Origin of the sequence: Dyadobacter sp. CECT 9275, from assembly GCF_907164905.1 — a bacterium.
In the GTDB taxonomy this organism is placed as follows: Bacteria; Bacteroidota; Bacteroidia; order Cytophagales; family Spirosomataceae; genus Dyadobacter; species Dyadobacter helix.
In genome coordinates this window covers 259,059-282,916 of sequence record NZ_CAJRAF010000001.1, presented here as the reverse complement: position 1 = coordinate 282,916, position 23,858 = coordinate 259,059, and the positions used below count along the sequence as shown (strand labels likewise).

Sequence of the window (23,858 nt, the reverse complement as noted above, 5' to 3'; positions counted from 1 at the left end):
ATTACTTCTTAAATCGCAACACTCTCAGTTCTTCCTTTTACTCTTCCAGACTTCATCAGCCCTTCGTAACGACGCATCAAAAGATAACTCTCAATCTGCTGAAGAGTATCCAGCACCACACCTACCATGATCAGCAACGAGGTTCCGCCAAAGAAATGAGCAAAATCACTGGATACTCCCAACAAGCTTGCAAATGCAGGCAATGTAGCTACAATCGCTAACATGATAGCACCCGGGAAAGTAATCCTGTCTAACACCGTACTGATGTATTCGGATGTCTGCTGACCTGGCTTCACCCCTGGAATAAATCCTCCCCCCCGCTTCATGTCATCCGCTATTTGTTGCGGATTGACTGATATCGCAGTATAAAAAAATGTAAAAACAATAATCAGAACAGCAAAAAGTAAGTTGTATTGCCAGGTGGTATAATTAGCAAAAATAGTGGCGACATTACTCGCAAAATCACTCTTCTCTGCAAAATAAGATGCACCCAACGATGGGATAAACATAAGTGCTTGCGCAAAGATGATCGGCATAACGCCCGCAGCGTTCAACTTTAAAGGAAGATACTGACGCTGGCCTCCCATTACGCGGTTACCCACAACCTGCTTCGCATACTGAATAGGTATTCTGCGAACCGCCTGGGTAAGCATTACCGCACCCATGATCACAAAATAAAGGGCTACCATCTCCAGGACAGTAATAAGTATCTGACCGCTACCCCTTGAAACGAACTCTTTATAAATAGCTCCCGGAAAGCGAGATACTATACCGATCATGATCAACATAGATATACCATTACCGATACCCTTATCCGTAATTCTTTCTCCCAGCCACATACAGAACATCGTACCGGCTGTTAGAACAAAAACGGACGAAACAGTGAACATGCTTCGTGATACCAGCAACGCCTCATCAGGAACAGTTGTATTCAGATAAGCCGTACCCTGCACCAGCGTGACCACAATGGTAAGTACCCTTGTAATCTGATTCAGTTTCTTACGGCCTGACTCGCCTTCTTTCTGCATCTTCTGGAAGTAAGGCAACGCCATGGTCAGAAGCTGTATCGCAATGGATGCCGAGATGTACGGCATGATACCTAAGGCAAAAATGGATGCCTTACTGAAAGCTCCTCCCAGAAAAGTATCCAAAAGACCTAGTAAACCCTGAGACGATACATTCATCTGATCTGGTTCTACACCAGGCAAAGCTACATAAGACCCTAAACGGAAGATGGTTATAAACAAAAGAGTGTTGAGAATACGTGTTCTCAACTCCTCAATTGCAAATATATGTTTTATCGTCTCAAAAAATCGTTTCATGTTGTGGGCTTACATTTGCAATCCGATCTCTAAATCTCTGACCGAAAAACGAAAGTTATAGTTTAACCGCTTTACCACCTGCTTTCTCAATAGATTCTGCCGCGCTTCCGGAAAAACCATGAGCCTGCACTTCTACCGCCAGAGATATTTCTCCACGACCTAGAATCTTAACAAGATCCTTTTTAGCCGCCAAACCATTTTCCCGGATCAATTCAAGAGTAATTACAGTAGCGCTTGTCTTTTCAGCCAGACTTTGAATGGCATCCAGATTCAACGCTTTGTACTCTACACGATTGATATTGTTAAATCCGAACTTAGGCAAGCGTCTCTGCAGAGGCATCTGACCACCTTCAAAACCTAACTTTCTGCTGTAACCAGAGCGGGATTGAGCTCCTTTGTGTCCACGGGCAGCAGTTCCTCCTTTTCCGGATCCCTGACCACGACCTACACGCTTTCCGACCTTTACAGATCCAGCCGCCGGTTTTAATGAACTAAGATTCATACTATTAGTATCTATTAAATTTCTTCAACTTTAACCAAATGGCTAACTTTACGGATCATTCCCGCAATAGCGTCGCTATTTTCTTTTTCAACCGACCTGTTCAGTTTCCCTAGTCCCAAAGCTTTGATTGTAAGCTTTTGTTTCTCAGGACGATCAATTGCGCTTTTAACTTGTGTAATACGTACTTTTGACATGATTACTCTCAGATAAAGGGAAATCCGTTAAGGATTAACCATTGAATACTTTGTCTAATTTAACACCACGCTGGAAAGCAACCTGATGCGGAGCTCTCATTTTCAAAAGCGCATCAATTGTAGCTTTAATAACGTTGTGCGGATTGGAAGAACCCTTTGATTTCGCAAGTACGTCCTTGATACCCGCACTTTCCAGTACAGCCCTCATAGGGCCGCCCGCCAAAACTCCTGTACCAGGAGCAGCTGGTTTAATCAGCACAAAGCCTCCGCTAAACTTACCCTCCATTTCATGAGGAACAGTATGCTTAAGCATAGGGATCTGAATAAGGTTTTTCTTTGCATCGTCAATTCCTTTGGCAATTGCATCGGTTACCTCATTAGCCTTACCTAGGCCGTATCCAACCACGCCATGGCCGTCTCCAACCACTACAATGGCCGAAAAACTAAAACGACGACCACCTTTTACTACCTTTGCAACACGATTGATCGCAACAACGCGCTCTTTCAGTTCTGATTCGTTAACCTTTGAAGGTCTTGTATTTGTAGACATAGTCTTTCGTTATTCTTAGAATTTCAGGCCACCCTCACGAGCTCCTTCGGCCAATGCTTTAACTTTTCCGTGATACAGATAACCGTTACGGTCAAAAACCACCGCCGAAATACCTGCCTCCTGTGCCTTACCGGCTATTTTCTTGCCAACTTCCAGCGCTGCAGCTATATTACTGCTCGCCTTTTTCTCGCCCAGTTCGTGTGTTGAAGCACTTACCAGCGTAATTCCATTCACATCGTCTATGATTTGCGCATAGATTGAAGTGTTAGAACGAAAAACTGACAATCTCGGACGCTCCGTGCTTCCTTTCACTCTTTTACGGATGTGAAGCTTTAAGCGGGTTCTTCTTTCTACTTTTGAGGTAGCCATTTTATATTTTATCTAAACTTTGTTTATACAATAATTCCGCGGCTACGCACTATTTCTTAGAAGCCGATTTACCAGCCTTACGACGTACAACTTCACCTACAAAGCGAATACCTTTTCCTTTATATGGCTCTACTTTACGCAGTGACTTGATTTTAGCTGCAACGGAACCTATCAATTCTTTGTCGATACCTTCCAGGATTACCTTTGGATTCTGACCCTTTTCTGAGGTCGTGGTCACTTTGATCTCCTCCGGAATCGCCATGAAAATATTGTGCGAATAACCAAGTTGCAATTCCAGCACATTGTTTGCTGATGTTGCCTTGTAACCTACACCAATAATCTCCAACTCTCTTTTGTAACCTTCGTTTACTCCGATCACCATATTATTGATCAGTGAACGATACAGACCGTGTAGCGCTTTGTGACGTTTTTGTTCCGTTGGGCGTTTCACTTTAAGCTCTGTTCCTTCTACTTCAACAATTATATCCGCATCAACAGCCTGGGTCAACGTACCCTTAGGCCCTTTTACCGACACCACATTGTCATCTGCTACATTAACAGATATCCCTGCCGGTAAAACAATAACTTTATTTCCTATCCGTGACATTTCCTGAATACTTTAAAATATTAATACACGAAACATAACACTTCACCACCTACGTTTAATGTTTTGGCCTCCTTATCTGTCATCACGCCTTTTGATGTCGAGATAATTACAGTACCTAAACCGCCTAAAACCCGTGGGAGTGTAGATGAACCCGCATACTTACGAAGACCTGGCTTACTTACCCTCTCCAATTTAACAATTGCAGACTGCTTCGTAACAGGATTATACTTCAAGGCTATTTTAATTGTACCCTGAGGACCGGTTTCATCGAATTTATAACTCTGAATGTACCCTTTATCAAAAAGTACTTTCGTTATTTCTTTTTTTATGTTGGACGCAGGTATCTCTACAACCCGATGTTTCGCTTTAATTGCGTTTCTGAGTCTGGTTAGATAATCTGCTATGGGATCCGTTAACATTTTTAATCTTAGTTTAAACACTCCTCCTGAAAAGGGAGTGCAAAGTTAAGTAATTGAAATCAGAATTGAAAATATTCTTACCAACTTGATTTTGTAACTCCGGGAATTTTACCATCTGAGGCCATATCCCTGAACAAAACCCTTGATATACCGAATTTTCTCATATATCCCCTTGGTCTTCCGGTAATCTTACAGCGATTGTGCAGACGAACGGGGGATGAATTCCTGGGTAATTTATCTAATCCTACCCAGTCACCAGCTTCTTTCAACTTCTTGCGCTTTTCAGCATACCTTGCAACGAGTGCTTGTTTCTTTCTGTCCCGTGCTTTTACTGATTCTTTTGCCATTGTCGGTAAATATCTTAATCTTAAGAATTATCCTTATTTATTCGCGTTTGTGAAAGGCATACCAAGAGCTTTCAATAATTCGTAGCTCTCTTCATCCGAATCCGTAGATGTAACGAATGTGATGTCCATACCTGTAATCTTGCTTACCTTTTCGATACTGATTTCAGGAAAGATAATCTGCTCTTTCACACCAAACGTATAATTTCCACGTCCATCGAATCCTTTGTCGCTGATACCCTTGAAGTCACGTACACGTGGCATTGCAATGGCCGTCAAACGGTCAAGGAACTCATACATACGGTCTCCACGAAGCGTTACTTTTGCACCAATTGGCATATTTTCACGCAATTTGAAGTTAGAAACCGCCTTTTTCGAAATGGTTGCAACTGCTTTTTGTCCTGTGATCAGGGTAAGCTCATCTACACCAACATCCACCAATTTCTTGTCTGCAACCGCAGCTCCAATTCCTTTATTGATTACAATTTTCTTAAGACGTGGAACCTGCATGATAGATTTAAACTGAAATTTATCTTTCAGCTGTCCAACAACCTCTGTTTCGTATTTTTCTTTTAATCTCGGCTTTGCCATTTTTTTAAATTGATTACTGTGGATTGCCGACCCACGGGCTTAAATAATTTTACTTATTTCGAAAACGACTTATATAAAGTTGCCGGACTTTTTAGCAAAGCGCTGCAATTTACCTTTATCGTTCAATTTACGTCCTGTCCTGGTTGGCTCTCCTGTTTTCGGATCTACCACCTGCAGATTGCTGATATGGATACTTCCTTCCAGCTTTTCTATACTTCCCTGAGGGTTCTGAGCATTAGGTTTCACATGTTTTGTGATCATGTTTACGCCTTCAACAGTAGCTCTTAACTTGTCAACAAGGATCTTTTTTACAACGCCTGTTTCTCCCTTAGCGTTACCAGAGATAACCTTTACGGTGTCTCCGCTACGCAGGTGAAGTTTTGCAGGTGCATTTTTACTTTTGCTTTCCATTTGAGATTTTCTCTTAATTCGGTTTAAAGAAATACTTCAATTGCCTGATTTCTTACAACACTTCCGGCGCCAGAGACACGATCTTCATAAATTGCTTTTCGCGCAATTCGCGGGCAACTGGTCCGAAGATACGTGAACCACGTGGCTCATCGTTGTTGTTTAACAAAACAGCAGCATTATCTTCAAAACGAATATAGGTACCATCTTTGCGGCGTACTTCCTTTTTGGTGCGTACCACTACGGCCTTAGATACCGTTCCTTTTTTCATATTGCTCGAAGACAGAGCCGATTTTACTGTTACGACAATCTTGTCGCCTACTGAAGCATAGCGTTTTCCAGTTCCGCCGAGCACTCGTATTACGAGTACTTCCTTTGCTCCACTGTTATCTGCTACCGACAGTCTTGATTCTTGCTGTACCATTGTTACTTAGCTTTTTCAAGGATTTCTACTAATCTCCAACGCTTATTTTTGCTAAGCGGACGTGTTTCCATAACCTTGATCGTATCACCGATACCTACCTGGTTAGTTTCGTCATGCACCATCAACTTGGTCGTTTTAGTCATAAACTTACCATACATTGCGTGCTTTACTTTACGCTCAACGGTGATCACACAGGATTTATCCATTTTGTTGCTCACCACTTTACCTATTCTTTCTTTACGTAAGTTTCTTTCTGTTGCCTCCATAATTTTCTAAACTGATTTACTGTTGGTTACTTTTAGCCGACAGCTCGGTTAAGAGTTTTGCAATTTCCTTACGAGAAGCACGAATACGCAAAGGGTTTTCGATTGGAGAAATCGCATGCGCAAATTTCAACCGTAATAAGCGCTCTCTTTCCTGGGCGATCTGCTCTTTCAGTTGATCCTGTGACAGACCTTTAATTTCTTTACTAGTCATTGCTTTAAGTTATTAGCGGTTTGATTTCGTTCGGGGTTAGTCTATTCCTGGTAATCCCGACGAACCACAAACTTTGTTTTAATTGGCAACTTTTGTGCAGCCAAACGCAATGCTTCGTTGGCAGTTTCCAGTGGAACACCGGTTGCTTCGAAGATAATTGTTCCCGGCTTGATCGGAGCTACCCAATATTCGGGGGCACCCTTTCCTTTACCCATACGAACCTCTGCAGGTTTCTTTGTAATGGGCTTGTCAGGGAAAACACGAATCCACACCTGGCCTTCACGTTTCATAGCCCGCGTCACTGAAATACGCGCTGCTTCAATCTGACGTGCTGTTAGCCAGCCTGGTTCAAGCGACTTGATCGCAAAGGATCCAAAGGCGATTTCAGCACCACGCGTGGCAAGGCCTTTTTCAGCTCCTTTGTTTTTTTGTTGCTTGCGAAATTTTGTTCTTTTCGGCTGTAACATGATTCTAATCTATTTGAACCGATTTATAAAACCGGGAAATGTCTGATTACTTCTTCTTATTTTTATTTCTTTTGCGACGATCTGCGTCACCACCTCCGCCGGGGTTTCCACCGCCTTCTCCGCCACGATCATTGCCACGTCCGCCTCTTCTGTCTCCTCTTCCGCCGCGGTCGTTACCACCACCTGTGCCGCCTCTTTCATTTCCGCCGCGGTCATTCCTGTCAGCAGCAGCTGTTGCAGCACTTGGCGTAAGATCACGTTTACCGTAAAGTTCGCCTTTGAAGATCCAAACCTTGATACCAATTTTACCGTAGATCGTTTGTGCTTCAGAAATCGCGTAGTCGATATCCGCTCTCAAAGTATGCAAGGGAATACGGCCCTCTTTGTACTCTTCGGTACGCGCCATTTCAGCTCCGCCCAAACGACCACCCAAACGAACTTTGATACCTTGTGTTCCTACTCTCATAGCAGAAGCAATTGCCTGCTTCATGGCACGACGGTAAGATATACGAGCCTGCAATTGCTGAGCGATTGCCTCACCTACCAGCTTCGCGTCGATTTCAGGACGTTTGATTTCGTAGATGTTAATCTGAACATCCTTTCCTGTAATCTTTTTAAGCTCTTCTTTGATTTTATCAACTTCACTACCACCTTTTCCGATTACAATACCCGGACGAGCCGTGTGTATCGTTAAAGTGATGCGCTTTAATGTACGCTCAATAACTACTTTGGAGATAGATCCTTTGGGGATACGTGCCTTAATGTAGTTACGAATTTTTTCGTCTTCAACCAGTTTGTCCGAGAAATCTTTCCCTCCGTACCAACTTGATTCCCAACCTCTGACAATCCCAAGTCTCAGACCTATAGGATTAACCTTTTGTCCCATTCGATATAGATCGTTTTACTTATGATTCGGTGATAACTGTTTTTTCTGCGCTTGCCTGTGCCGCTTCATCATCAATCACGATTGTGATGTGATTAGAACGCTTACGAATTCTGTGAGCCCTTCCCTGGGGCGCAGGACGCAAACGCTTCAACATACGTCCACCGTCAATAAAAACGGTTTTTACAATCAGGTCTGCATCTTCAAGTTTTGCATCCTCATTCAGCTGCTGCCAGTTGGCTACCGCTGAAAGTAAAACTTTATGCAAAACAGGTGAAGAAGCTCTTGGCTGAAATTTCAGTAACGCCAACGCTTTGCTGACCTTTTGTCCGCGAATCATGTCGGCCAGCAATCTCATCTTGCGAGGAGAAGTAGGCACATTTCTTAATATAGCTCTTGCTTCCATGTTCTTTCAGATATAGGCTCGTTTATGTATGATAAACCAGCTATCGTCGACTAATTATTTTCTTCCTTTATCTTTTTTCGCAGTGTGACCGCGGAAATTCCGTGTTGGTGAAAATTCACCCAGCTTGTGTCCAACCATGTTCTCCGTTACATAAACCGGTATAAACTTGTTACCGTTATGCACCGCAAAGGTATGCCCTATGAAATCGGGAGAGATCATTGAGCGGCGCGACCAGGTCTTGATCACAGATTTACGGGACGCACTGTTCATCGCCGTAACTTTGTTCTCCAGACGGAAGTCTATATATGGTCCTTTTTTTAATGAGCGTGCCATGTTATACTATTATTTTTTACGACGGCTGATAATCAATTTCTCAGAATGCTTGTTGCGGTCACGGGTTTTAAGTCCTTTCGAGAACTGTCCGTTTCTTGACCGGGGCTGCCCTCCTGAGGAGCGGCCTTCACCACCACCCATGGGGTGATCCACCGGGTTCATGGCAACACCACGTACGCGGGGGCGACGTCCCAACCAGCGTCTGCGTCCTGCTTTTCCAAGCGAAACATTCATGTGGCTTGAGTTGGAAACCGTTCCAACCGTAGCGATGCAGGTTGAAAGGATCATCCTCATTTCACCCGAAGGCATTTTAAGAACGGCATATTTGCCTTCACGCGCTACTAACTGAGCATAAGCTCCTGCACTTCTTGCAAACTGACCTCCTTTTCCGGGAGTGAGTTCAACGTTATGCACTATGGTACCTATCGGCATAGATCCCAGTGGAAGGGCATTCCCTACCTCAGGAGCCACAGCAGAACCAGATACAATTACCTGTCCTACTTTTAAGCCATTAGGAGCAATGATATAACGCTTTTCGTCGTCCTGATACTGAACCAGCGCAATACGTGCTGAACGGTTCGGATCGTATTCTATAGTAAGTACGGTTGCCGGCGCATCGAAACGATTTCTTTTGAAATCAATTACACGATACTTTCTTTTATGCCCGCCTCCAATATGGCGCATGGTACGATGTCCTGAACTGTTACGACCACCTGTTCTTTTGATCGTTTCCAGAAGACTCTTTTCAGGTTTCGCTGCTGTGATCTCCTCGAACGTAGGAGCCGAGCGAAAACGCTGACCAGCACTTGTCGGTTTTAATTTTTTAACTGCCATTTGCTATTAACTCGTCAAAGATTTGAATCGATCAACTATTTTATGCTTCACCGTAGATATCGATGATCTCGCCTTCCGCTACTGTTACGATAGCTTTCTTGATAGTTGATGTTTTTCCACTTACAAATTTTCCTCCCGAAGTACGGGATTTGCTTTTACCAATGCTACGCATTGTGTGAACGCTTTCTACGGTAACCCCGAACAGTTTTTCAATAGCTTTCTTGATCTCTACTTTGTTAGCTGTAAGAGATACTTCGAAGGCATATTTTCCTTGACCACCCTGAGCCGTTACCTTTTCGGTTATGATCGGACGTTTCAGTACACTCATGATTATTTGTTCAATTGGGTTTCCAAAATAGACAGCGCAGATTCACTTATCAAAAGACGGTCTGCATTCATCAGGTCGTATGTATTCACTGCATCAACCGTTGTAACTTTCGCTTTTGGAATGTTACGGCTCGACAGATATACATTACTGTCAATAGCTGGCAGGATCAACAATGTTTTGGTATTCACCAATGAAAGTGAAGTCAGAACATTCAGATACGATTTAGTTTTAGGAGCATCAAAAGTGAAAGCTTCCAGCACTGATATCGCGTCTGCTTTTGCCTTCACGGAGAATGCAGAAATACGAGCCAGTGACTTTACTTTCTTATTGATTTTAAAACCGTAGGTACGAGGTCTTGGTCCGAAAATACGGCCACCACCTACAAATACAGGAGATTTAATACTGCCTGCACGGGCACCGCCGGTTCCCTTCTGACGCTTGATTTTACGTGTGGAGTGATTAATCTCAGCACGTTCCTTAGACTTGTGCGTGCCTTGGCGCTGGTTAGCCAGATACAGCTTTACATCGAGATAGATCGCATGCGTATTAGGTTCAATGCCAAAAATTTCTTCTGACATAGCCACCTTCTTGCCGGTATCTTCTCCTTTTATATTTAATACGGACAGTTCCATTGGTACTACTTCTCAATGATTAGAAATGAATTCTTTGATCCCGGTACTGAGCCACTTACTACGAGTATGTTTTGCTCAGGTATCACTTTCAGAATACGCAAATTCTGAATCTTTACACGATTGTTACCCATGCGTCCACCCATACGAATGCCTTTGAATACGCGTGATGGGAATGAACAAGCACCAATCGAACCTGGGTGACGCGCACGGTTATGCTGACCGTGTGTCTGACCTCCTACCCCGCCGAAACCATGACGTTTTACAACGCCCTGAAAACCGCGGCCTTTGGCAGAACCAACAACATCAACGAATTCACCTTCTGCGAACACATCCTGAACTGAAAGTGACGTTCCAAGTTCATGCTCCACTTCAAACTCCTTAAACTCAACCACTTTTTGCTTTGGTGTTGTGTTTGCTTTTTTGAAGTGACCAATTAACGGCCTGGACGAGTTTTTCTCCTTTTTCTCTCCAAAACCTAACTGGATAGCTTTATAGCCATCCTTTTCTTCGGACCTAACTTGTGTAACAACACAAGGACCAGCTTGGATCACAGTACATGCCAGAGCCTGCCCGTCAGCATTGTACAAACTAGTCATTCCGATTTTTTTACCAATTAAACCAGACATGTTTTGAAATTAAAATTTAGCAGGTAAAACCCTTATTCTTTAAAACGGACTGCAAAGGTAGAAAATCAAATTTTACTATCCAAGCAGTATTCTATTATTTCTCTCTGATAATCAGCAAAAAAGGTCAGATGTTTGTTACATCTGACCTCGTTTAGAACCTCGAAGCTTCAAGTACGTATTAAAACACACTTTTAGTCTCTCTGTTTGAGTTCAGATGTGGTTTCCTGTACGGACCTTCATCCAATTTATGTCTTTGAGTTTTACTCTCGGAGGTATACGCAGCTTAGCTGTTTATTCCCACCTGTCTTCGTTCTGATTTAACATCCACTCCATCCGTTACTCACCAGAACTTGTATCTGACTATACTTTGATCTCTACATCCACACCACTTGGCAATTCCAGTTTCATCAGTGCGTCAACTGTTTTTGCGCTGGTGGAGAAAATGTCCACCAATCTTTTATAGGTGCAAAGCTGAAATTGCTCGCGGGATTTTTTGTTCACGTGAGGAGAACGCAAAACCGTAAACTTTTCCTTTTTTGTCGGCAAAGGAATCGGACCGCTTACTACTGCACCGGTTGCTTTTACAGCCTTAACAATTTTCTCAGCTGACTTATCAACCAGATTGTGGTCAAAAGACCGGAGTTTGATACGAATTTTTTGATTCATTTTCTTTTATTGTTGCGGTTCTGAAATGTTAGCCAGTGACTTCTGGCAATCCCCGGCGAAAGAACCATTTACTTCGACGGTGTAAATCTTATACATAAAGCGACATGACCGGCTAAACCAGTCATGTCGCTTTCATTATTTATGCTTTAACAAGTCCCTTTGCCTTCTCAATTACATTTTCTGCGATGTTGTTAGGTACAATCTCGTAGTAAGCGAAAGTAAGTGAAGCCGTTGCACGTCCTGATGACATAGTACGAAGGTCCGTAACATATCCAAACAGTTCGGAAAGAGGTACATCACACTTGATAACCTGTGCACCATTCCTTGAATCCATCCCTCTCATGATACCACGGCGACGGTTAAGGTCACCGGTGATTGGGCCGGTATATTCATCCGGTGTTAATACTTCAACGTGCATGATAGGCTCCATCAGTTTAGGACCTGCATTTTTAGCAGCTTCCTTGAAACCAATTTTAGCAGCCAATTCAAAAGAAAGAGAATCTGAATCGACGTCGTGGAATGAACCGTGGAACAAGCGAACCTTCATGGAATCCAAAGGATACCCTGCGAGTGCACCATTCACCATGGCTGCCTCAAAACCTTTCTGAACGGGCTGGATAAACTCGCGGGGAATAGCTCCACCCACAACCTCGTTCACAAACTGCAAACCGGTTTTTGGTTCTTTGCCTTCTTCGTTATCGTCACGTGGTCCGATTTCAAATACGATATCGGCAAATTTACCGCGACCACCTGTTTGTTTCTTATAAACCTCACGGTGCTCGAAATTCTTAGTAAGAATCTCTTTGTAAGCAACCTGCGGTGCACCCTGGTTCACTTCCACTTTGAACTCACGACGCATACGGTCGATGATGATCTCAAGGTGAAGTTCACCCATCCCTTTGATGATCGTCTGCCCGGTTTCTTCGTTACTTTCAACCTGAAGTGTTGGATCTTCTTCGATCAGTTTAGTGATCGCCTTAGAGAAGTTATCGCTGTCAGCTGCCTTTTTAGGCTCGATTGCATAACCAATTACAGGCTCTGGGAACACCATTGATTCCAGAACGATCGGGTTCTTTTCATCAGAAAGGGTATCACCTGTTTTAATATCTTTGAAACCTACAACCGCACCAATATCACCGGCTTCAAGCTTGTCGATCTGATTTTGCTTGTTGGCGTGCATCTGGAATATACGGGAGATACGCTCCTTATTACCTGAACGGTTGTTCAGTACATAAGAACCTGATTCCAAAAGACCTGAATAAGACCGGATGAAACACAGACGTCCTACGTAAGGATCTGTTGCAATTTTAAATGCAAGCGCGCAGAAAGGATCTTTTTCAGAAGGCTTCCGGCTGATTTCGTCACCCGTGCGAGGATCTGTTCCAACAATGTTCTCACGATCTAACGGTGAAGGCAGGATAGCCATCACATAATCAAGCATCGTTTGTACACCTTTGTTTTTGAAAGACGAACCGCACACCATTGGAACGATTTTCATGCTGATGGTTGCAGCACGCAACGCAGCAAGAATTTCGTCTTCGGAAATGGAGTTTGGATCCTCAAAATATTTCTCCATCAAAGTGTCGTCGAATTCAGCAACAGCTTCGAGTAACTTTTCTCTCCACTCTGTTGCTTCTTCTAGCATATCGTCAGGAATGGGCACCTCGGTAAAGGTCATACCTTTATCTGCCTCGTTCCACTCAATACCACGGAAGTTAACCAGGTCAACCACTCCGCGGAAAGTATCTTCCGCACCGATCGGCAACTGAAGCGGAACAGCGTAGCTGCCCAGCATTTCTTTCACCTGTGTACATACTTTAAGAAAGTCTGCACCCGAACGGTCCATTTTATTGACAAAACCAATACGTGCAACGTTGTAGTTGTTAGCCAGGCGCCAGTTGGTTTCAGACTGAGGCTCAACACCATCAACAGCACTAAAAAGGAATACCAAACCATCCAATACACGAAGGGAGCGGTTTACCTCAACGGTAAAGTCCACGTGTCCAGGGGTATCAATGATGTTGATATGGTAGTTCTCATCACGGTACTTCCATCCAACGGTAGTTGCAGCGGATGTAATGGTAATACCACGCTCCTGCTCCTGCTCCATCCAGTCCATTGTAGCAGCACCATCATGTACTTCTCCAATTTTGTGGCTAACCCCAGCGTAGTAAAGAATACGTTCTGTAGTAGTCGTTTTACCAGCATCGATGTGCGCGGCAATACCAATGTTTCTTGTTAATCTTAGATCACGTGCCATGATAAATGGTGATGTGTTATTTTATTTCGATGTGCAATTCTAATGCGAAGCAATTATGAACTCAGAAGGCATAGCTTATCACTACTTTCAAAAATTCAGAGCGCAAAAGTATAAATTGTTGATTATAAAAACAATGATTGAAAGTAATTTTTTCGATCAACCTGGAAAAAGAATAAAAATATGGAGGCAGCATTTGGCCTGCGGGCAAAAAAAAGGACACTGCATGTGGCAGTGTCCTTTTTCTGTAATTTGTATATTCGGAAGAATCAGAACCGGAAGTGCGAGAATGCTTTGTTCGCATCCGCCATACGGTGGGTATCATCTTTCTTCTTCACAGCAGCACCTTCACCTTTGGCAGCAGCAATGATTTCACCGGCCAGACGGTCCATCATGGTTTTTTCACCACGTTTACGTGCATAGTTGATCAACCATTTCATACCCAGCGACTGCTTACGTTCCGGACGAACCTCGGTAGGAACCTGGAAAGTAGCACCACCTACCCGGCGGCTTTTTACTTCCACAGAGGGTGTTACATTGTTCAATGCTTTTCTCCATGTTTCGAGGCCGCTTTCGCTTGTCTTTTTCTCAACCAGCTCCAACGCATCGTAGAAGATGGTGAAAGCGATGCTTTTCTTACCTTCAAGCATCAGGTTGTTAACAAACTTGGTCACCTGTACATCCCTGAACTTTGGATCAGGCAGGATATATCTTTTCTTTGGTTTGGACTTTCTCATTTTAATACTTAATGTTTAACGAGGTTTCGTTTTGCAACTTATTCACCCTGGCCATCGCCTGGATTACTTCCCTTTTATTTAGATGAATGACTTAATAAAAGCAGAGAGAGTTACTTTTTTATTTTTTCTTACCTTTTACTGGTGCTGCCGGAGCTTGTCCTGGTTTCGGACGTTTCGCACCATATTTAGAACGACGTTGTTTACGGCCGTTTACACCGGCTGTATCCAATGCACCACGGATGATGTGGTAACGTACACCTGGCAAATCCTTCACACGACCACCGCGGATCAACACGATGGAGTGCTCCTGCAGGTTGTGTCCTTCACCCGGGATATATGCGTTCACCTCCTTGTTGTTGGAAAGACGCACACGGGCTACTTTACGAAGTGCTGAGTTTGGTTTTTTTGGCGTTGTGGTGTACACACGGGTACACACACCCCTACGCTGAGGGCAGGAATCCAAAGCCGGAGACTTTGATTTCCAAGTAATGGTCTCTCTACCTTTACGTACTAATTGTGAAATAGTTGGCATTTAACAAATTGATTTTGATCTGGTTAGATATCCAGTCGTTTGTTTTTAAAACAGTTTTCCCGAAAAATCGGACTGCAAAATTATAACTTTCATATTGATTTACAAAAGGTTGACATTTTTTTTTGATTAATACAAACATTATCTGCATCTATACGTCCCAATCACAGCCTGATGTGCCTGTTGTGAGGAGTGAAGGCTTGTGATAGATCACGTTTCAGACAAGTCCTGTGCTGTCACTTCCGGAATGCCCCGGTATGTTTTGTTGGACCAACCGGCGTTCACTGCCAGAAAATTTATCTACATTCGGCAAAACATGGTCTGAATTGACCGATCCGGGTAAATTTTACACCCTAATGCCTTGACAAAGTATTACATATCCAGCAACGGGATTGGTAAGGTCCTGTAAAAAGTTACCTGTTGTCGTAGTAAATAAAAGCTTCTGTCAGCACCCGGATATTGATTTAAATATTTCAATAAAAATATTCCATCCTTATATCCGGAATTTTATTTCCAAACGTTGTTTATTAGTATTGCTGTTAAAAACCCACGAAGTGTCTTGACAATCGATAGATTTTATACCTTTAATTATGAGAATTTTGCGGAGTAATTTTACTTTCATTATAAGTCTTCTGGTAATAAGTGCTTTGCTATCGGGGTGTAATTCAGCCATGCAAGCCTACAAAGATGGCGTCAAAAAATTTGACAACGGAGAATATGACCTCGCTATCAAGGGATTTCAAAAAGCTGCCGATGCCAATTACGAACCTACCCAAACCAGCTTTTTCATTGCTGAATCGTACCGGCTTTCCAACCGCTTCAAAGAAGCTATTCCTTATTACAAAAAAGCGCTCGACGGTGGTATCGTCAATCCGGAAGCTCAGTTTCAGTATGCCTATGCGTTAAAAACAGCCGGGCAGTATGCCGAAGCATCCACCCAGTTCTCCGCTTTTGCCTCTGCGCCAAACAGCCCGAAAAATTTACAGGAAAGAGCATTAAGGGAAGTTGAGATCCTGAAAATTGCCGATAGGCTTAAAACAACAAAACTGGAAGTTGAACTAAAGGACCTGCCCCTTAATACCAGCGGAGCGGAATTCTCTCCTGCAATACTTGGCAAAGAGCTTGTTTTTTCTTCTTCCAAAAAAGAAAAAATCTATAAGAACAACGGCCAGGCCATGCTGGGCCTTTATAAAGTAAACATTGCAGAAGATCCGTGGCAGACACAGGGAACACCTGTATTATTTAGCAAGGAAATTTTTGCAGAAGATGCCAACGAAGGTTCTCCGGCATTTTCTCCGGATGGCAAGACGCTTGTTTTTGCAAGAGGCAATACCGGTAAAAAGAATGGCACTGCCGATGTGGATCTCTATCTCAGCCGTAATGTAAATGGCCAATGGACACCGCCCGCTATACTCCCTGTAAATGACTCACTGGCTTGGGACGGTTCCCCTGCATTTTCGCGCGATGGAAAAACGCTCTACTTCGCATCCAACCGCGCTGGCGGTGCTGGCGGAATTGATCTTTACCGGACCAATATGGATGCTTCGGGCAGGTTCTCCAAGCCCGTCAACATGGGCAGGGATATCAATACCGCAGGAGATGAAATGTTCCCCTATGTTGCCGAAGGCGGAAAACTGTATTTTGCCTCGGACGGACATCCGGGCCTTGGCAAACTGGATCTTTTTTCGGCAACGCGCTCTCAGGGCATCATAACAATTGAAAATCTGGGGCTACCTTTTAACAGTCCGCAGGACGATTTCGGACTGGTGTTTTACGAAGGTCTCAGAAAAGGTTTTTTCTCGTCCAACCGGGATGGAGGAAAAGGAGATGACGACCTGTATTACTTTGCTGCTCCTGAAGAGCCCGATAGTACTACGATTGCCAAAAAGGATGACCCCAACGATCCTATGAATCCCAAAAATCCAAATTACGTGAATGGCAAGCCAAAAGTAGTCCGCTATTTTCTTGCCGGGGATATCTCAGAGAATACCACGCCTTCACAACCCCTGGATTCTGCGATTGTGAATATTTTACCTGATACTTCGGACGTCCCTATTGCTCAGGTGTTTTCTGATGCTGCGGGCAAATTTGGAAGGCACCCCGTGGAAGAAGGCAAATCATACGTATTACTGGTTCAGCGGAAAGGATATATCAGCAAACGTGAGCCATTCTCTATGAACGGCCGCACGATTCCTCCCATTTTTCTGACCAAAGTTTTAACGGATACCACCTATTATGTTTCAGTAAAACTGGATAAGCTTGAACTGAACAAAACCTTTGTTCTTGAAAATATCTACTATGATCTTAACAAGTACAATATCCGGCCCGACGCAGCCATAGAGCTCGACAAACTGGTGCAGATCTTAAAAGACAATCCAAGCATGAAGATTGAGCTCAGCTCACATACCGATGCCCGCGCCACCGATGCCTATAACATGACACTCTCACAGAACAGGGCCGAATCGGCTGTAAATTATCTCAACCTGAAAGGTATTGATGCAGACCGCATGGTGGCCAGGGGTTATGGAGAAAGAGAACTCATCATTCCCAATGCAAAAACGGAAGAAGAACACCAGAAGAACCGGAGAACAGAATTTACCATTCTGAGTTATTAATTAAAGATATAACCATAGTTTCGGACTTCATACGACTTCAAAACCAAGGGCCCGCTCTTTCAGATCGAAAGGGCGGGCTTCTTTCATTTATACCATTTCAATATTTTGTATACTTGCAGTTTGTTTTGGTTTTAATACCTTTTAATCATAGTGATGACCCAACGTATTATCTTCTGGTTCAGAAACGATCTGCGCCTTCATGATAACGAAGCTTTGTACCAGGCGGCTAAAAATTCCTACGAAATTGTCCCTGTTTATGTTTTTGATCCGCGTCAGTTTGAAACAACACGGCTGGGCTTCCGCCGGACCGGTGCATTCCGTGCCCAACTGATCATCGAGTCGGTTGCCGAGCTCCGAAACCGTTTGAAAGCTTTGGGGGCAGATCTGCTGATCAGAGTTGGGGAGCCCGAAAAGATCATAGCCCAACTGGCCGAAGACTACCATGCTGACTATGTGTATACCACCAAAAAAATCGGCCCCAAAGAAACAAGGATCGAATCACTGCTTAGTAAGAACCTCAAAATTCACAACGTAGATATAAAACTATTCTGGATTGATACTTTGTTAAATGTCCAGGATCTTCCTTTTTCTATTGCAAAACTTCCTCATGGATTTGACTCTTACTGGCAAATGGTTAAAGACCGGCTGCCCGTTAAAACAATACTCCCCGCTCCTGAAAAGCTTCATTTGCCCAGTGATTATGATCCGGGCCTAATGCCGGAGGTTCCCTCATTGGGTTTTCAGCCTGATGAAATTTCCGAAACATACACCGGTGAAATACCACAAGGAGGGGAAAATACAGGGCTTGAGCTTCTTTCACAGTTAGTCAATGAATTAAAACAAGGCACCTCTTCTGCTACCTACGACCACATAACGGATTCCCGGCTCTCTCTCTGGATTGCGCTCGGGTGCGTATCTGCCAGGCAGATTTATACCCAGCTGGCAAAACTGCCGGAGAAAACTCCCGGCAGGAATGAAACAATCAAGAATCTCTTTGAGCGCGACTACGCCCATTTCACTTTATTGAAATACGGCCCCCGGCTGTTCAAACCCAGCGGAATCAAACATCTTTTTGAGCATCGCTGGAACAACGATCCCGTTATATTTGAAAAATGGAAACTCGGCGAAACAGAAAATCCGGAAATCAATAAGATCATGTTGAAGCTGAAGGCAACCGGTTATCCCAATCTTGCAGAAAGGTACCAGGCAGCCAATTACCTCGTGAACGAGCTGGATATCAACTGGACCTGGGGAGCCACTTATTTTGAAAGCCTGTTACTGGATTATGACGTAGCCGTGAGCTGGGGCCGATGGAACCAGGTGGCAAAAGTGGGTGTAGAATGAGCTACTTGCACCCTCCTGAGACTACCCTTGGGCCACCGTTTGGTAAATCACACAAACCCTTTATCCGGCAGAGGTGCGGTATATAACCAGTCGGGGCCGGTCATGTAGTTTTTGCTGAAGATTTTACTAGCTTTGAACAACTTTGAGAAGAATTCATTAACTCTAAACTGAATTAAAATGTCAAAAGGATTAATTGCCGTAATCGCTATCGTTCTGATTCTTGGATTTGTGGGGTGTGGCAAATATAACGGTCTTGTTAGTAAAGATGAAGTTGTAAAAGAGTCATGGGCAAAGGTAGAAAGCCAGTATCAGCGCCGGGCCGACCTTATCCCCAACCTCGTCAGTACTGTAAAGGGTGCTGCAGATTTCGAAAAAAGCACGCTGACGGGTGTAATAGAAGCTCGTGCCAAAGCAACACAGACAACCATCAGCGCGGATGCCCTCACGCCTGAAAACATAGCCAAATTTCAGGGCGCTCAGGATCAGCTCAGTGGTGCATTGTCCCGTCTGCTGGTTTCTGTTGAACAGTACCCCCAGTTAAAGGCAAACCAGAACTTCCTGGAATTACAGGCACAGCTGGAAGGTACTGAAAACCGGATCACAGTTGCACGTAACGATTTCAATACCGTGGTGAAAGATTATAATCAGGAAGTGCGTACTTTCCCAACCAACCTTTTTGCAGGCGTGTTCGGATTTGCACAGAAAGGTTATTTCACTGCTGCTGCCGGATCAGAGAAAGCACCGTCGGTCCAATTCTAATTTAAATGTTCGTCAGGGCAGGTCAATGGACCTGTCCTGTTTATAATGTCGGGTTAGAATAATGGCAGAAGAATCACTCTTTTTTGGAGAAGAAGAACAACAGCAGATTGTTGCTGCTATCCGGGAAGCTGAAAAGCAGACGTCCGGAGAGATTAAAGTGCACGTGGAGAGAAACTGTAATACCCCGGATGCCATGGAAAGAGCCAAGGAGGTTTTCGGCTTCCTGAATCTGCACCAGACAGCGCAAAAAAACGGTGTCCTGTTTTACCTGGCCTACGAAGACAGGAAATTTGCGGTACTGGGCGACAGCGGTATTCATGAAAAAGTTTCCGATATCTTCTGGAATAGCACCAAAGACCTTCTGAGAAGTTATTTTTCCCAGAATCAATTTACGCAGGGACTTTGCCTGGGTATAAAAGAAGCCGGAGAACAGCTTAAAAAGCATTTCCCCTACCGCTCTGATGACATCAACGAACTTCCTGACGATATATCGTTCGGATAATACAGCATGAAGAAATTAGTTAGTATTTGTTTCCTGATCCTGGCAGTTATCTTCGGCGCAACAGCGCAGAATATTCCCGCCCGCCCCAATCCTCCCCGCCTGGTAAATGATTTTGCCAACCAGCTTAATCCAACGGAAATAGCTCAGCTGGAGCAAAAACTTGTGGCTTATAATGACTCTACCTCTTCACAGATCGTGATTGTGGTAGTACCGACAACTGGCGAATACCCGATTGCCGACTATGCATTCAAGATCGGCCGGGAATGGGGTGTTGGACAAAAGGGCAAGGATAACGGAATTGTGCTGCTCTGGGCATCAACAGACCGCAAGATAGCCATCAGTACCGGCTATGGCATGGAAGGGGTAATTCCGGACGCCATTGCAAAACGAATCACCAGCCAGGTAATTGCTCCGGAATTCAGGAACAAAATGTACTATCAGGGATTGGACAAAGGCGTTGAAGCCATTTTCAAATATGCTACCGGAGAGTATAAAGCTGACCCGTCCGACAATGATGAGGGTGGTGGCATATCGCCCATATTTGTCGTTATCATCATTTTTATCATTATTCTGTTTATCATATCCAGAAACAAAGGGAACCGCGGGAGCGGCGGAGGTGGCCTTGGTAATTTTGGTGGAGGACCTATTATCTGGCCCTACGCAACGCATTCCAGCAGAGGGAGCTCCTCAGGTAACTGGGGTGGTGGTGGCTGGGGAGGCGGCGACGGTGGTGGCTTCGGGGGATTCGGAGGAGGTAGTTTTGGAGGAGGCGGAGCCAGCAGTGATTATTAACCGATATTGAAGTAAAGCATCGAGCAGCCCATCGGGAACATTGTTTCCGGTGGGCTGCTTACTTTGTGCCAAGCCATCCCGGTACCGGTTTTACTATAATTTCTCTTTCCGGGACAGGATATTCGATATTTACGGTAATTTCCTATCTTGCACCATAGAATGATGGGAATATCGCCCTTTAACCAAACAAACCACTTCTGCTGTCAATGTCTGCACCAATATCCCAAAAACATCCCAAAGGGCTTTACGTACTCTTTTTTGCCGAAATGTGGGAACGCTTCAGCTATTACGGAATGCGTGCCATTCTGTTACTTTTCCTGATTGACAATGTCCGCGGAGGTATGGGATTAAATGCCGCCGAAGGGGCTGCTATTTATGGCCTGTATACGGCATCTGTATATCTGCTGACTTTGCCGGGTGGCTGGATGGCAGATAACGTGCTTGGACAAAAGAAGGCGATTTGGTATGGAGGCATCATCATCATGCTCGGGCATATTATACTTGCCGTTCCGGGCGGAACAGGGATATTCTTTCTTGGTCTGGTCACTGTTGCTTTGGGTACCGGGCTGCTTAAACCGAATATCAGTTCTATAGTAGGCGAACTCTACCCCGAAGGAGGTGCCCGCCGCGACGCCGCTTTTTCCATTTTTTATATGGGTATCAACCTGGGGTCTGTTCTCGGTATCACGATTGTCGGTTATCTGGGTCAGAAAATCAACTGGCATATAGGCTTCGGTGCGGCAGCAATAGGTATGCTATTGGGCCTAGTCGTTTTTAAACTGGGCAGTGCAAAATATCTGCGTGGTTTCGGAGACGTTCCTCCTGCAAAAATCAGCACACCCGAGTCAGCCCAGCAAACGAAGTCCAATACAACGCTTGGCTATGGCCTTATCGTTCTGCTGATCGGATTCCTTTCTGTTCTGCAGTGGACAGGGACAATAGATATGACCACCGCCACAGGTCTTGCGCAGGGCGCGGGCGTTATCATTGTTTCGGTCTCTTCTTTTTACTTTCTGTTTATTCTCGTGGCAGGCGGGCTTACACCGGTCGAAAAAAAGCGCGTATTTGTATTGATCGTCTTTTTCCTTGCAGCTGCATTGTTCTGGTCTGGGTTTGAACAGGCTGGCTCTTCACTGCAGATATTTGCCGAAAGACATACGCAGCGCAGCATTGGCACCTGGGAAATGCCGTCCAGCTGGTTTCAAAATTTCAATGGTAGTTTCATTCTCATTTTTGCCCCCGTAATGGCTAGCCTCTGGATCTTCCTCTCTTCCAAAGGACTGAACCCCTCCACTCCTGTGAAATTCGCACTGGCTCTAATTCTCCTGGGTATTGGATTTTTTGTAATGGAAATGGCTGCGAAAGAAGCTGTTACAGGGTCTCTTGTCTCTCCCCTATTCCTGACATTTACCTATCTGTTCCATACCATTGGAGAGCTTTGCCTGAGTCCCGTTGGACTGAGCTCCTATACCAAACTCGCTCCAAAAAGATATGTAAGCCAGTTAATGGGTATCTGGTTTGTGGCAGCTTCGCTCGGTAATCTCATCGCAGGTCTTTTCGCAGGAAATTTTGATGAAAACAATGTGCAGCAAATGCCTGCCCTGTTCAATCAGGTAACACTCTTTTCTATCGGCTTTGGATTGCTTCTTCTGGTTTTCTGGAAGCCTGTCAAAAACTGGATGGGGGGAATTCAGTAAAACCTCGAGAGAGAGGCTCACCAAAGGGTAAAAGTTAGTATGATGGGCGATTGTCCAGCCGATTACTTTTGTTTTCCGGTAAGGTACCTGTTACGGTAAACACTTGGACTGCAGCCCTTTACCTGTCTGAACTGCCGCGCTATATTTTTACTGTCAGCCAACCCCATATCCAAAGCAATTTCAAAAACGGACATATCGGTATCCAGTAATTTCTGCGTAAATTTCTCAATCCTAAGATTGAATATATACTTGTAAACAGGATAGCCGGTGATCTCGAAAAACCGCTTCTCCAGCGCCCGTCTGGACAATGGAACCTGTTTTACAACCTCGTCCACGTGCAGGTTTTTATCGATGTTCTGGTGGATATACTTCAGGGAAGATGCAATGTGGTCGTCGTGTGTAGCATAAATATCGGTTGAATGCCGGGTTATGATTTGCACGGGTTCCACAACTATATCATAAAAATGCTTGGTCCCATTTCTGATCATATGGTCCATGAGCCTGGCAGATTCGTAGCCTCCTTTTTCAGCATCAAGGGATATGCTGGACAATGGTGGGTCAGACAGGTCACAGATCATCTCGTCATTATCCACACCCAGAACAGCCACCTCCTCTGGAATCCTGATCCCAAGCTGCCGGCAAGCCTCGGTAATATGCTGCCCCTGGTTATCGTCGCAGGACATCAGGGCAATGGGTTTGGGGAGTGATTTCAGCCAGCGGCTTAGCGAGCTCGGTTTATAGTACCAGAGTTCACTGCTTCTGGCTTTTTTATGCTCGAAATAATGGACCTTATGTCCTGACTTTTTCAGCCTGGCTTCATAACCTTCGGCGCGTTCCCTGGACCAGACAATATCCCGGAAACCATAAAATGCAAAGTTGAGGAAACCCTTTTTCAGAAAATAATCAGCCGCAAGCTGACCGGTAACATGATAGGCGCCAGTGATATTAGGTATTTCAGCAAAGCGCTCCTTAAAATCCTGCGCGATGAGCGGTATCCCTGCCTCCACGATTGTCTGGATCTCCTTATCGTTGTACAACTGCCCGATGATGCCGTCAGCACCCCATTCAAGGGCCCATTTCAGTATCCCGCCAATACCGACGGTCTCTCTGTGGAAAAGCGGCATCCGGCAGAAAACCCACGGTCCGTGCTCTTTTGAATACGCATTGATACCCTTCATCAGGCTCTTGCTGTACTCCTCGGCAAAATCCAGAAGGAGAATTATTTTATACATAAGCAGATATCT

Annotated in this window: 32 protein-coding genes; 6 read left to right on the top strand and 26 right to left on the bottom strand. The window is 44.5% G+C overall.

The window, feature by feature from the left end:
• Nucleotides 1-8 precede the first annotated feature (8 nt).
• From secY to rpsL, 25 genes are all read right to left on the bottom strand, one after another.
• Nucleotides 9-1,322, bottom strand: coding sequence for a preprotein translocase subunit SecY (secY, locus tag KOE27_RS01085; RefSeq protein WP_215237029.1), 1,314 nt, complete (start codon nt 1,320-1,322; stop codon nt 9-11).
• Nucleotides 1,323-1,377: 55 nt separating this feature from the next.
• Nucleotides 1,378-1,824 carry a 50S ribosomal protein L15 gene (gene rplO, locus KOE27_RS01080; protein ID WP_215237028.1) on the bottom strand — a complete coding sequence of 149 codons (447 nt, stop codon included), beginning with the start codon at nt 1,822-1,824 and terminating at the stop codon, nt 1,378-1,380.
• Between the two features lie 14 nt (nt 1,825-1,838).
• A complete protein-coding gene (rpmD, locus tag KOE27_RS01075) occupies nt 1,839-2,018 on the bottom strand; it encodes a 50S ribosomal protein L30 (RefSeq protein ID WP_304488611.1) in 180 nt (59 codons plus the stop codon).
• Between the two features lie 34 nt (nt 2,019-2,052).
• On the bottom strand, nt 2,053-2,568 hold the full coding sequence (gene rpsE, locus KOE27_RS01070; RefSeq protein ID WP_215237027.1) for a 30S ribosomal protein S5: 516 nt from the start codon (nt 2,566-2,568) through the stop codon (nt 2,053-2,055).
• 15 nt (nt 2,569-2,583) lie between these two features.
• Complete coding sequence (rplR, locus tag KOE27_RS01065; protein ID WP_215237026.1) at nt 2,584-2,937, bottom strand: 50S ribosomal protein L18; 354 nt, start codon at nt 2,935-2,937, stop codon at nt 2,584-2,586.
• Between the two features lie 49 nt (nt 2,938-2,986).
• Nucleotides 2,987-3,544: a 50S ribosomal protein L6 gene (rplF, locus tag KOE27_RS01060; RefSeq protein WP_215237025.1), complete on the bottom strand. Its 558-nt coding sequence runs from the start codon at nt 3,542-3,544 to the stop codon at nt 2,987-2,989.
• A gap of 20 nt (nt 3,545-3,564) precedes the next feature.
• On the bottom strand, nt 3,565-3,963 hold the full coding sequence (gene rpsH / locus KOE27_RS01055) for a 30S ribosomal protein S8 (protein ID WP_215237024.1): 399 nt from the start codon (nt 3,961-3,963) through the stop codon (nt 3,565-3,567).
• A 77-nt stretch (nt 3,964-4,040) separates the two neighbouring features.
• Nucleotides 4,041-4,310, bottom strand: coding sequence for a 30S ribosomal protein S14 (gene rpsN / locus KOE27_RS01050; protein ID WP_215237023.1), 270 nt, complete (start codon nt 4,308-4,310; stop codon nt 4,041-4,043).
• A 33-nt stretch (nt 4,311-4,343) separates the two neighbouring features.
• Complete coding sequence (rplE, locus tag KOE27_RS01045) at nt 4,344-4,898, bottom strand: 50S ribosomal protein L5 (protein WP_215237022.1); 555 nt, start codon at nt 4,896-4,898, stop codon at nt 4,344-4,346.
• 69 nt (nt 4,899-4,967) lie between these two features.
• The gene (gene rplX, locus KOE27_RS01040) at nt 4,968-5,309 is read right to left on the bottom strand and encodes a 50S ribosomal protein L24 (protein WP_215237021.1); all 342 of its coding nucleotides are present in this window, start codon (nt 5,307-5,309) and stop codon (nt 4,968-4,970) included.
• A 52-nt stretch (nt 5,310-5,361) separates the two neighbouring features.
• Complete coding sequence (rplN, locus tag KOE27_RS01035; protein ID WP_015813798.1) at nt 5,362-5,730, bottom strand: 50S ribosomal protein L14; 369 nt, start codon at nt 5,728-5,730, stop codon at nt 5,362-5,364.
• A 2-nt stretch (nt 5,731-5,732) separates the two neighbouring features.
• A complete protein-coding gene (rpsQ, locus tag KOE27_RS01030) occupies nt 5,733-5,996 on the bottom strand; it encodes a 30S ribosomal protein S17 (RefSeq protein WP_215237020.1) in 264 nt (87 codons plus the stop codon).
• Between the two features lie 16 nt (nt 5,997-6,012).
• Nucleotides 6,013-6,207, bottom strand: a complete 195-nt coding sequence (gene rpmC, locus KOE27_RS01025; protein WP_215237019.1) for a 50S ribosomal protein L29 — start codon at nt 6,205-6,207, stop codon at nt 6,013-6,015.
• A gap of 41 nt (nt 6,208-6,248) precedes the next feature.
• Entirely contained in the window at nt 6,249-6,674 is a 426-nt protein-coding gene (rplP, locus tag KOE27_RS01020) for a 50S ribosomal protein L16 (RefSeq protein WP_215237018.1), read from the bottom strand.
• A 46-nt stretch (nt 6,675-6,720) separates the two neighbouring features.
• Complete coding sequence (gene rpsC / locus KOE27_RS01015) at nt 6,721-7,560, bottom strand: 30S ribosomal protein S3 (protein WP_215237017.1); 840 nt, start codon at nt 7,558-7,560, stop codon at nt 6,721-6,723.
• Nucleotides 7,561-7,579: 19 nt separating this feature from the next.
• Nucleotides 7,580-7,963 (bottom strand): 50S ribosomal protein L22, encoded by a 384-nt coding sequence (gene rplV, locus KOE27_RS01010; protein WP_215237016.1) that lies wholly within the window; start codon nt 7,961-7,963, stop codon nt 7,580-7,582.
• A 54-nt stretch (nt 7,964-8,017) separates the two neighbouring features.
• A complete protein-coding gene (rpsS, locus tag KOE27_RS01005) occupies nt 8,018-8,296 on the bottom strand; it encodes a 30S ribosomal protein S19 (protein ID WP_215237015.1) in 279 nt (92 codons plus the stop codon).
• Between the two features lie 9 nt (nt 8,297-8,305).
• Nucleotides 8,306-9,130 carry a 50S ribosomal protein L2 gene (rplB, locus tag KOE27_RS01000; protein WP_215237014.1) on the bottom strand — a complete coding sequence of 275 codons (825 nt, stop codon included), beginning with the start codon at nt 9,128-9,130 and terminating at the stop codon, nt 8,306-8,308.
• A 40-nt stretch (nt 9,131-9,170) separates the two neighbouring features.
• Nucleotides 9,171-9,458 (bottom strand): 50S ribosomal protein L23, encoded by a 288-nt coding sequence (gene rplW / locus KOE27_RS00995; RefSeq protein ID WP_149640522.1) that lies wholly within the window; start codon nt 9,456-9,458, stop codon nt 9,171-9,173.
• A 2-nt stretch (nt 9,459-9,460) separates the two neighbouring features.
• Complete coding sequence (gene rplD / locus KOE27_RS00990; RefSeq protein ID WP_215237013.1) at nt 9,461-10,090, bottom strand: 50S ribosomal protein L4; 630 nt, start codon at nt 10,088-10,090, stop codon at nt 9,461-9,463.
• A 5-nt stretch (nt 10,091-10,095) separates the two neighbouring features.
• Nucleotides 10,096-10,716 carry a 50S ribosomal protein L3 gene (gene rplC / locus KOE27_RS00985; RefSeq protein WP_215237012.1) on the bottom strand — a complete coding sequence of 207 codons (621 nt, stop codon included), beginning with the start codon at nt 10,714-10,716 and terminating at the stop codon, nt 10,096-10,098.
• A gap of 360 nt (nt 10,717-11,076) precedes the next feature.
• Nucleotides 11,077-11,382, bottom strand: coding sequence for a 30S ribosomal protein S10 (gene rpsJ / locus KOE27_RS00980; RefSeq protein WP_025764310.1), 306 nt, complete (start codon nt 11,380-11,382; stop codon nt 11,077-11,079).
• 139 nt (nt 11,383-11,521) lie between these two features.
• Nucleotides 11,522-13,642, bottom strand: coding sequence for an elongation factor G (fusA, locus tag KOE27_RS00975; RefSeq protein WP_215237011.1), 2,121 nt, complete (start codon nt 13,640-13,642; stop codon nt 11,522-11,524).
• A 266-nt stretch (nt 13,643-13,908) separates the two neighbouring features.
• A complete protein-coding gene (gene rpsG / locus KOE27_RS00970) occupies nt 13,909-14,376 on the bottom strand; it encodes a 30S ribosomal protein S7 (RefSeq protein WP_215237010.1) in 468 nt (155 codons plus the stop codon).
• Between the two features lie 118 nt (nt 14,377-14,494).
• Nucleotides 14,495-14,908 (bottom strand): 30S ribosomal protein S12, encoded by a 414-nt coding sequence (gene rpsL, locus KOE27_RS00965; RefSeq protein ID WP_026350530.1) that lies wholly within the window; start codon nt 14,906-14,908, stop codon nt 14,495-14,497.
• Between the two features lie 668 nt (nt 14,909-15,576).
• Between rpsL and KOE27_RS00960 the strand changes: the two genes are divergently transcribed.
• The 6 genes from KOE27_RS00960 (at nt 15,577) to KOE27_RS00935 (ending at nt 22,614) form a co-directional block, all read left to right on the top strand.
• Nucleotides 15,577-17,520 (top strand): OmpA family protein, encoded by a 1,944-nt coding sequence (locus KOE27_RS00960; protein ID WP_215237009.1) that lies wholly within the window; start codon nt 15,577-15,579, stop codon nt 17,518-17,520.
• 153 nt (nt 17,521-17,673) lie between these two features.
• A complete protein-coding gene (locus KOE27_RS00955) occupies nt 17,674-18,864 on the top strand; it encodes a deoxyribodipyrimidine photo-lyase (protein ID WP_215237008.1) in 1,191 nt (396 codons plus the stop codon).
• Nucleotides 18,865-19,041: 177 nt separating this feature from the next.
• Nucleotides 19,042-19,623 (top strand): LemA family protein, encoded by a 582-nt coding sequence (locus tag KOE27_RS00950; RefSeq protein WP_215237007.1) that lies wholly within the window; start codon nt 19,042-19,044, stop codon nt 19,621-19,623.
• 61 nt (nt 19,624-19,684) lie between these two features.
• Entirely contained in the window at nt 19,685-20,125 is a 441-nt protein-coding gene (locus KOE27_RS00945; RefSeq protein WP_215237006.1) for a TPM domain-containing protein, read from the top strand.
• 6 nt (nt 20,126-20,131) lie between these two features.
• Nucleotides 20,132-20,917, top strand: a complete 786-nt coding sequence (locus KOE27_RS00940) for a TPM domain-containing protein (protein ID WP_215237005.1) — start codon at nt 20,132-20,134, stop codon at nt 20,915-20,917.
• A 206-nt stretch (nt 20,918-21,123) separates the two neighbouring features.
• Complete coding sequence (locus KOE27_RS00935; RefSeq protein ID WP_215237004.1) at nt 21,124-22,614, top strand: peptide MFS transporter; 1,491 nt, start codon at nt 21,124-21,126, stop codon at nt 22,612-22,614.
• A 62-nt stretch (nt 22,615-22,676) separates the two neighbouring features.
• Here the strand turns inward: KOE27_RS00935 and KOE27_RS00930 are convergent, their stop codons facing one another.
• A complete protein-coding gene (locus tag KOE27_RS00930) occupies nt 22,677-23,846 on the bottom strand; it encodes an AraC family transcriptional regulator (RefSeq protein ID WP_215237003.1) in 1,170 nt (389 codons plus the stop codon).
• Between the last annotated feature and the right edge of the window lie 12 nt (nt 23,847-23,858).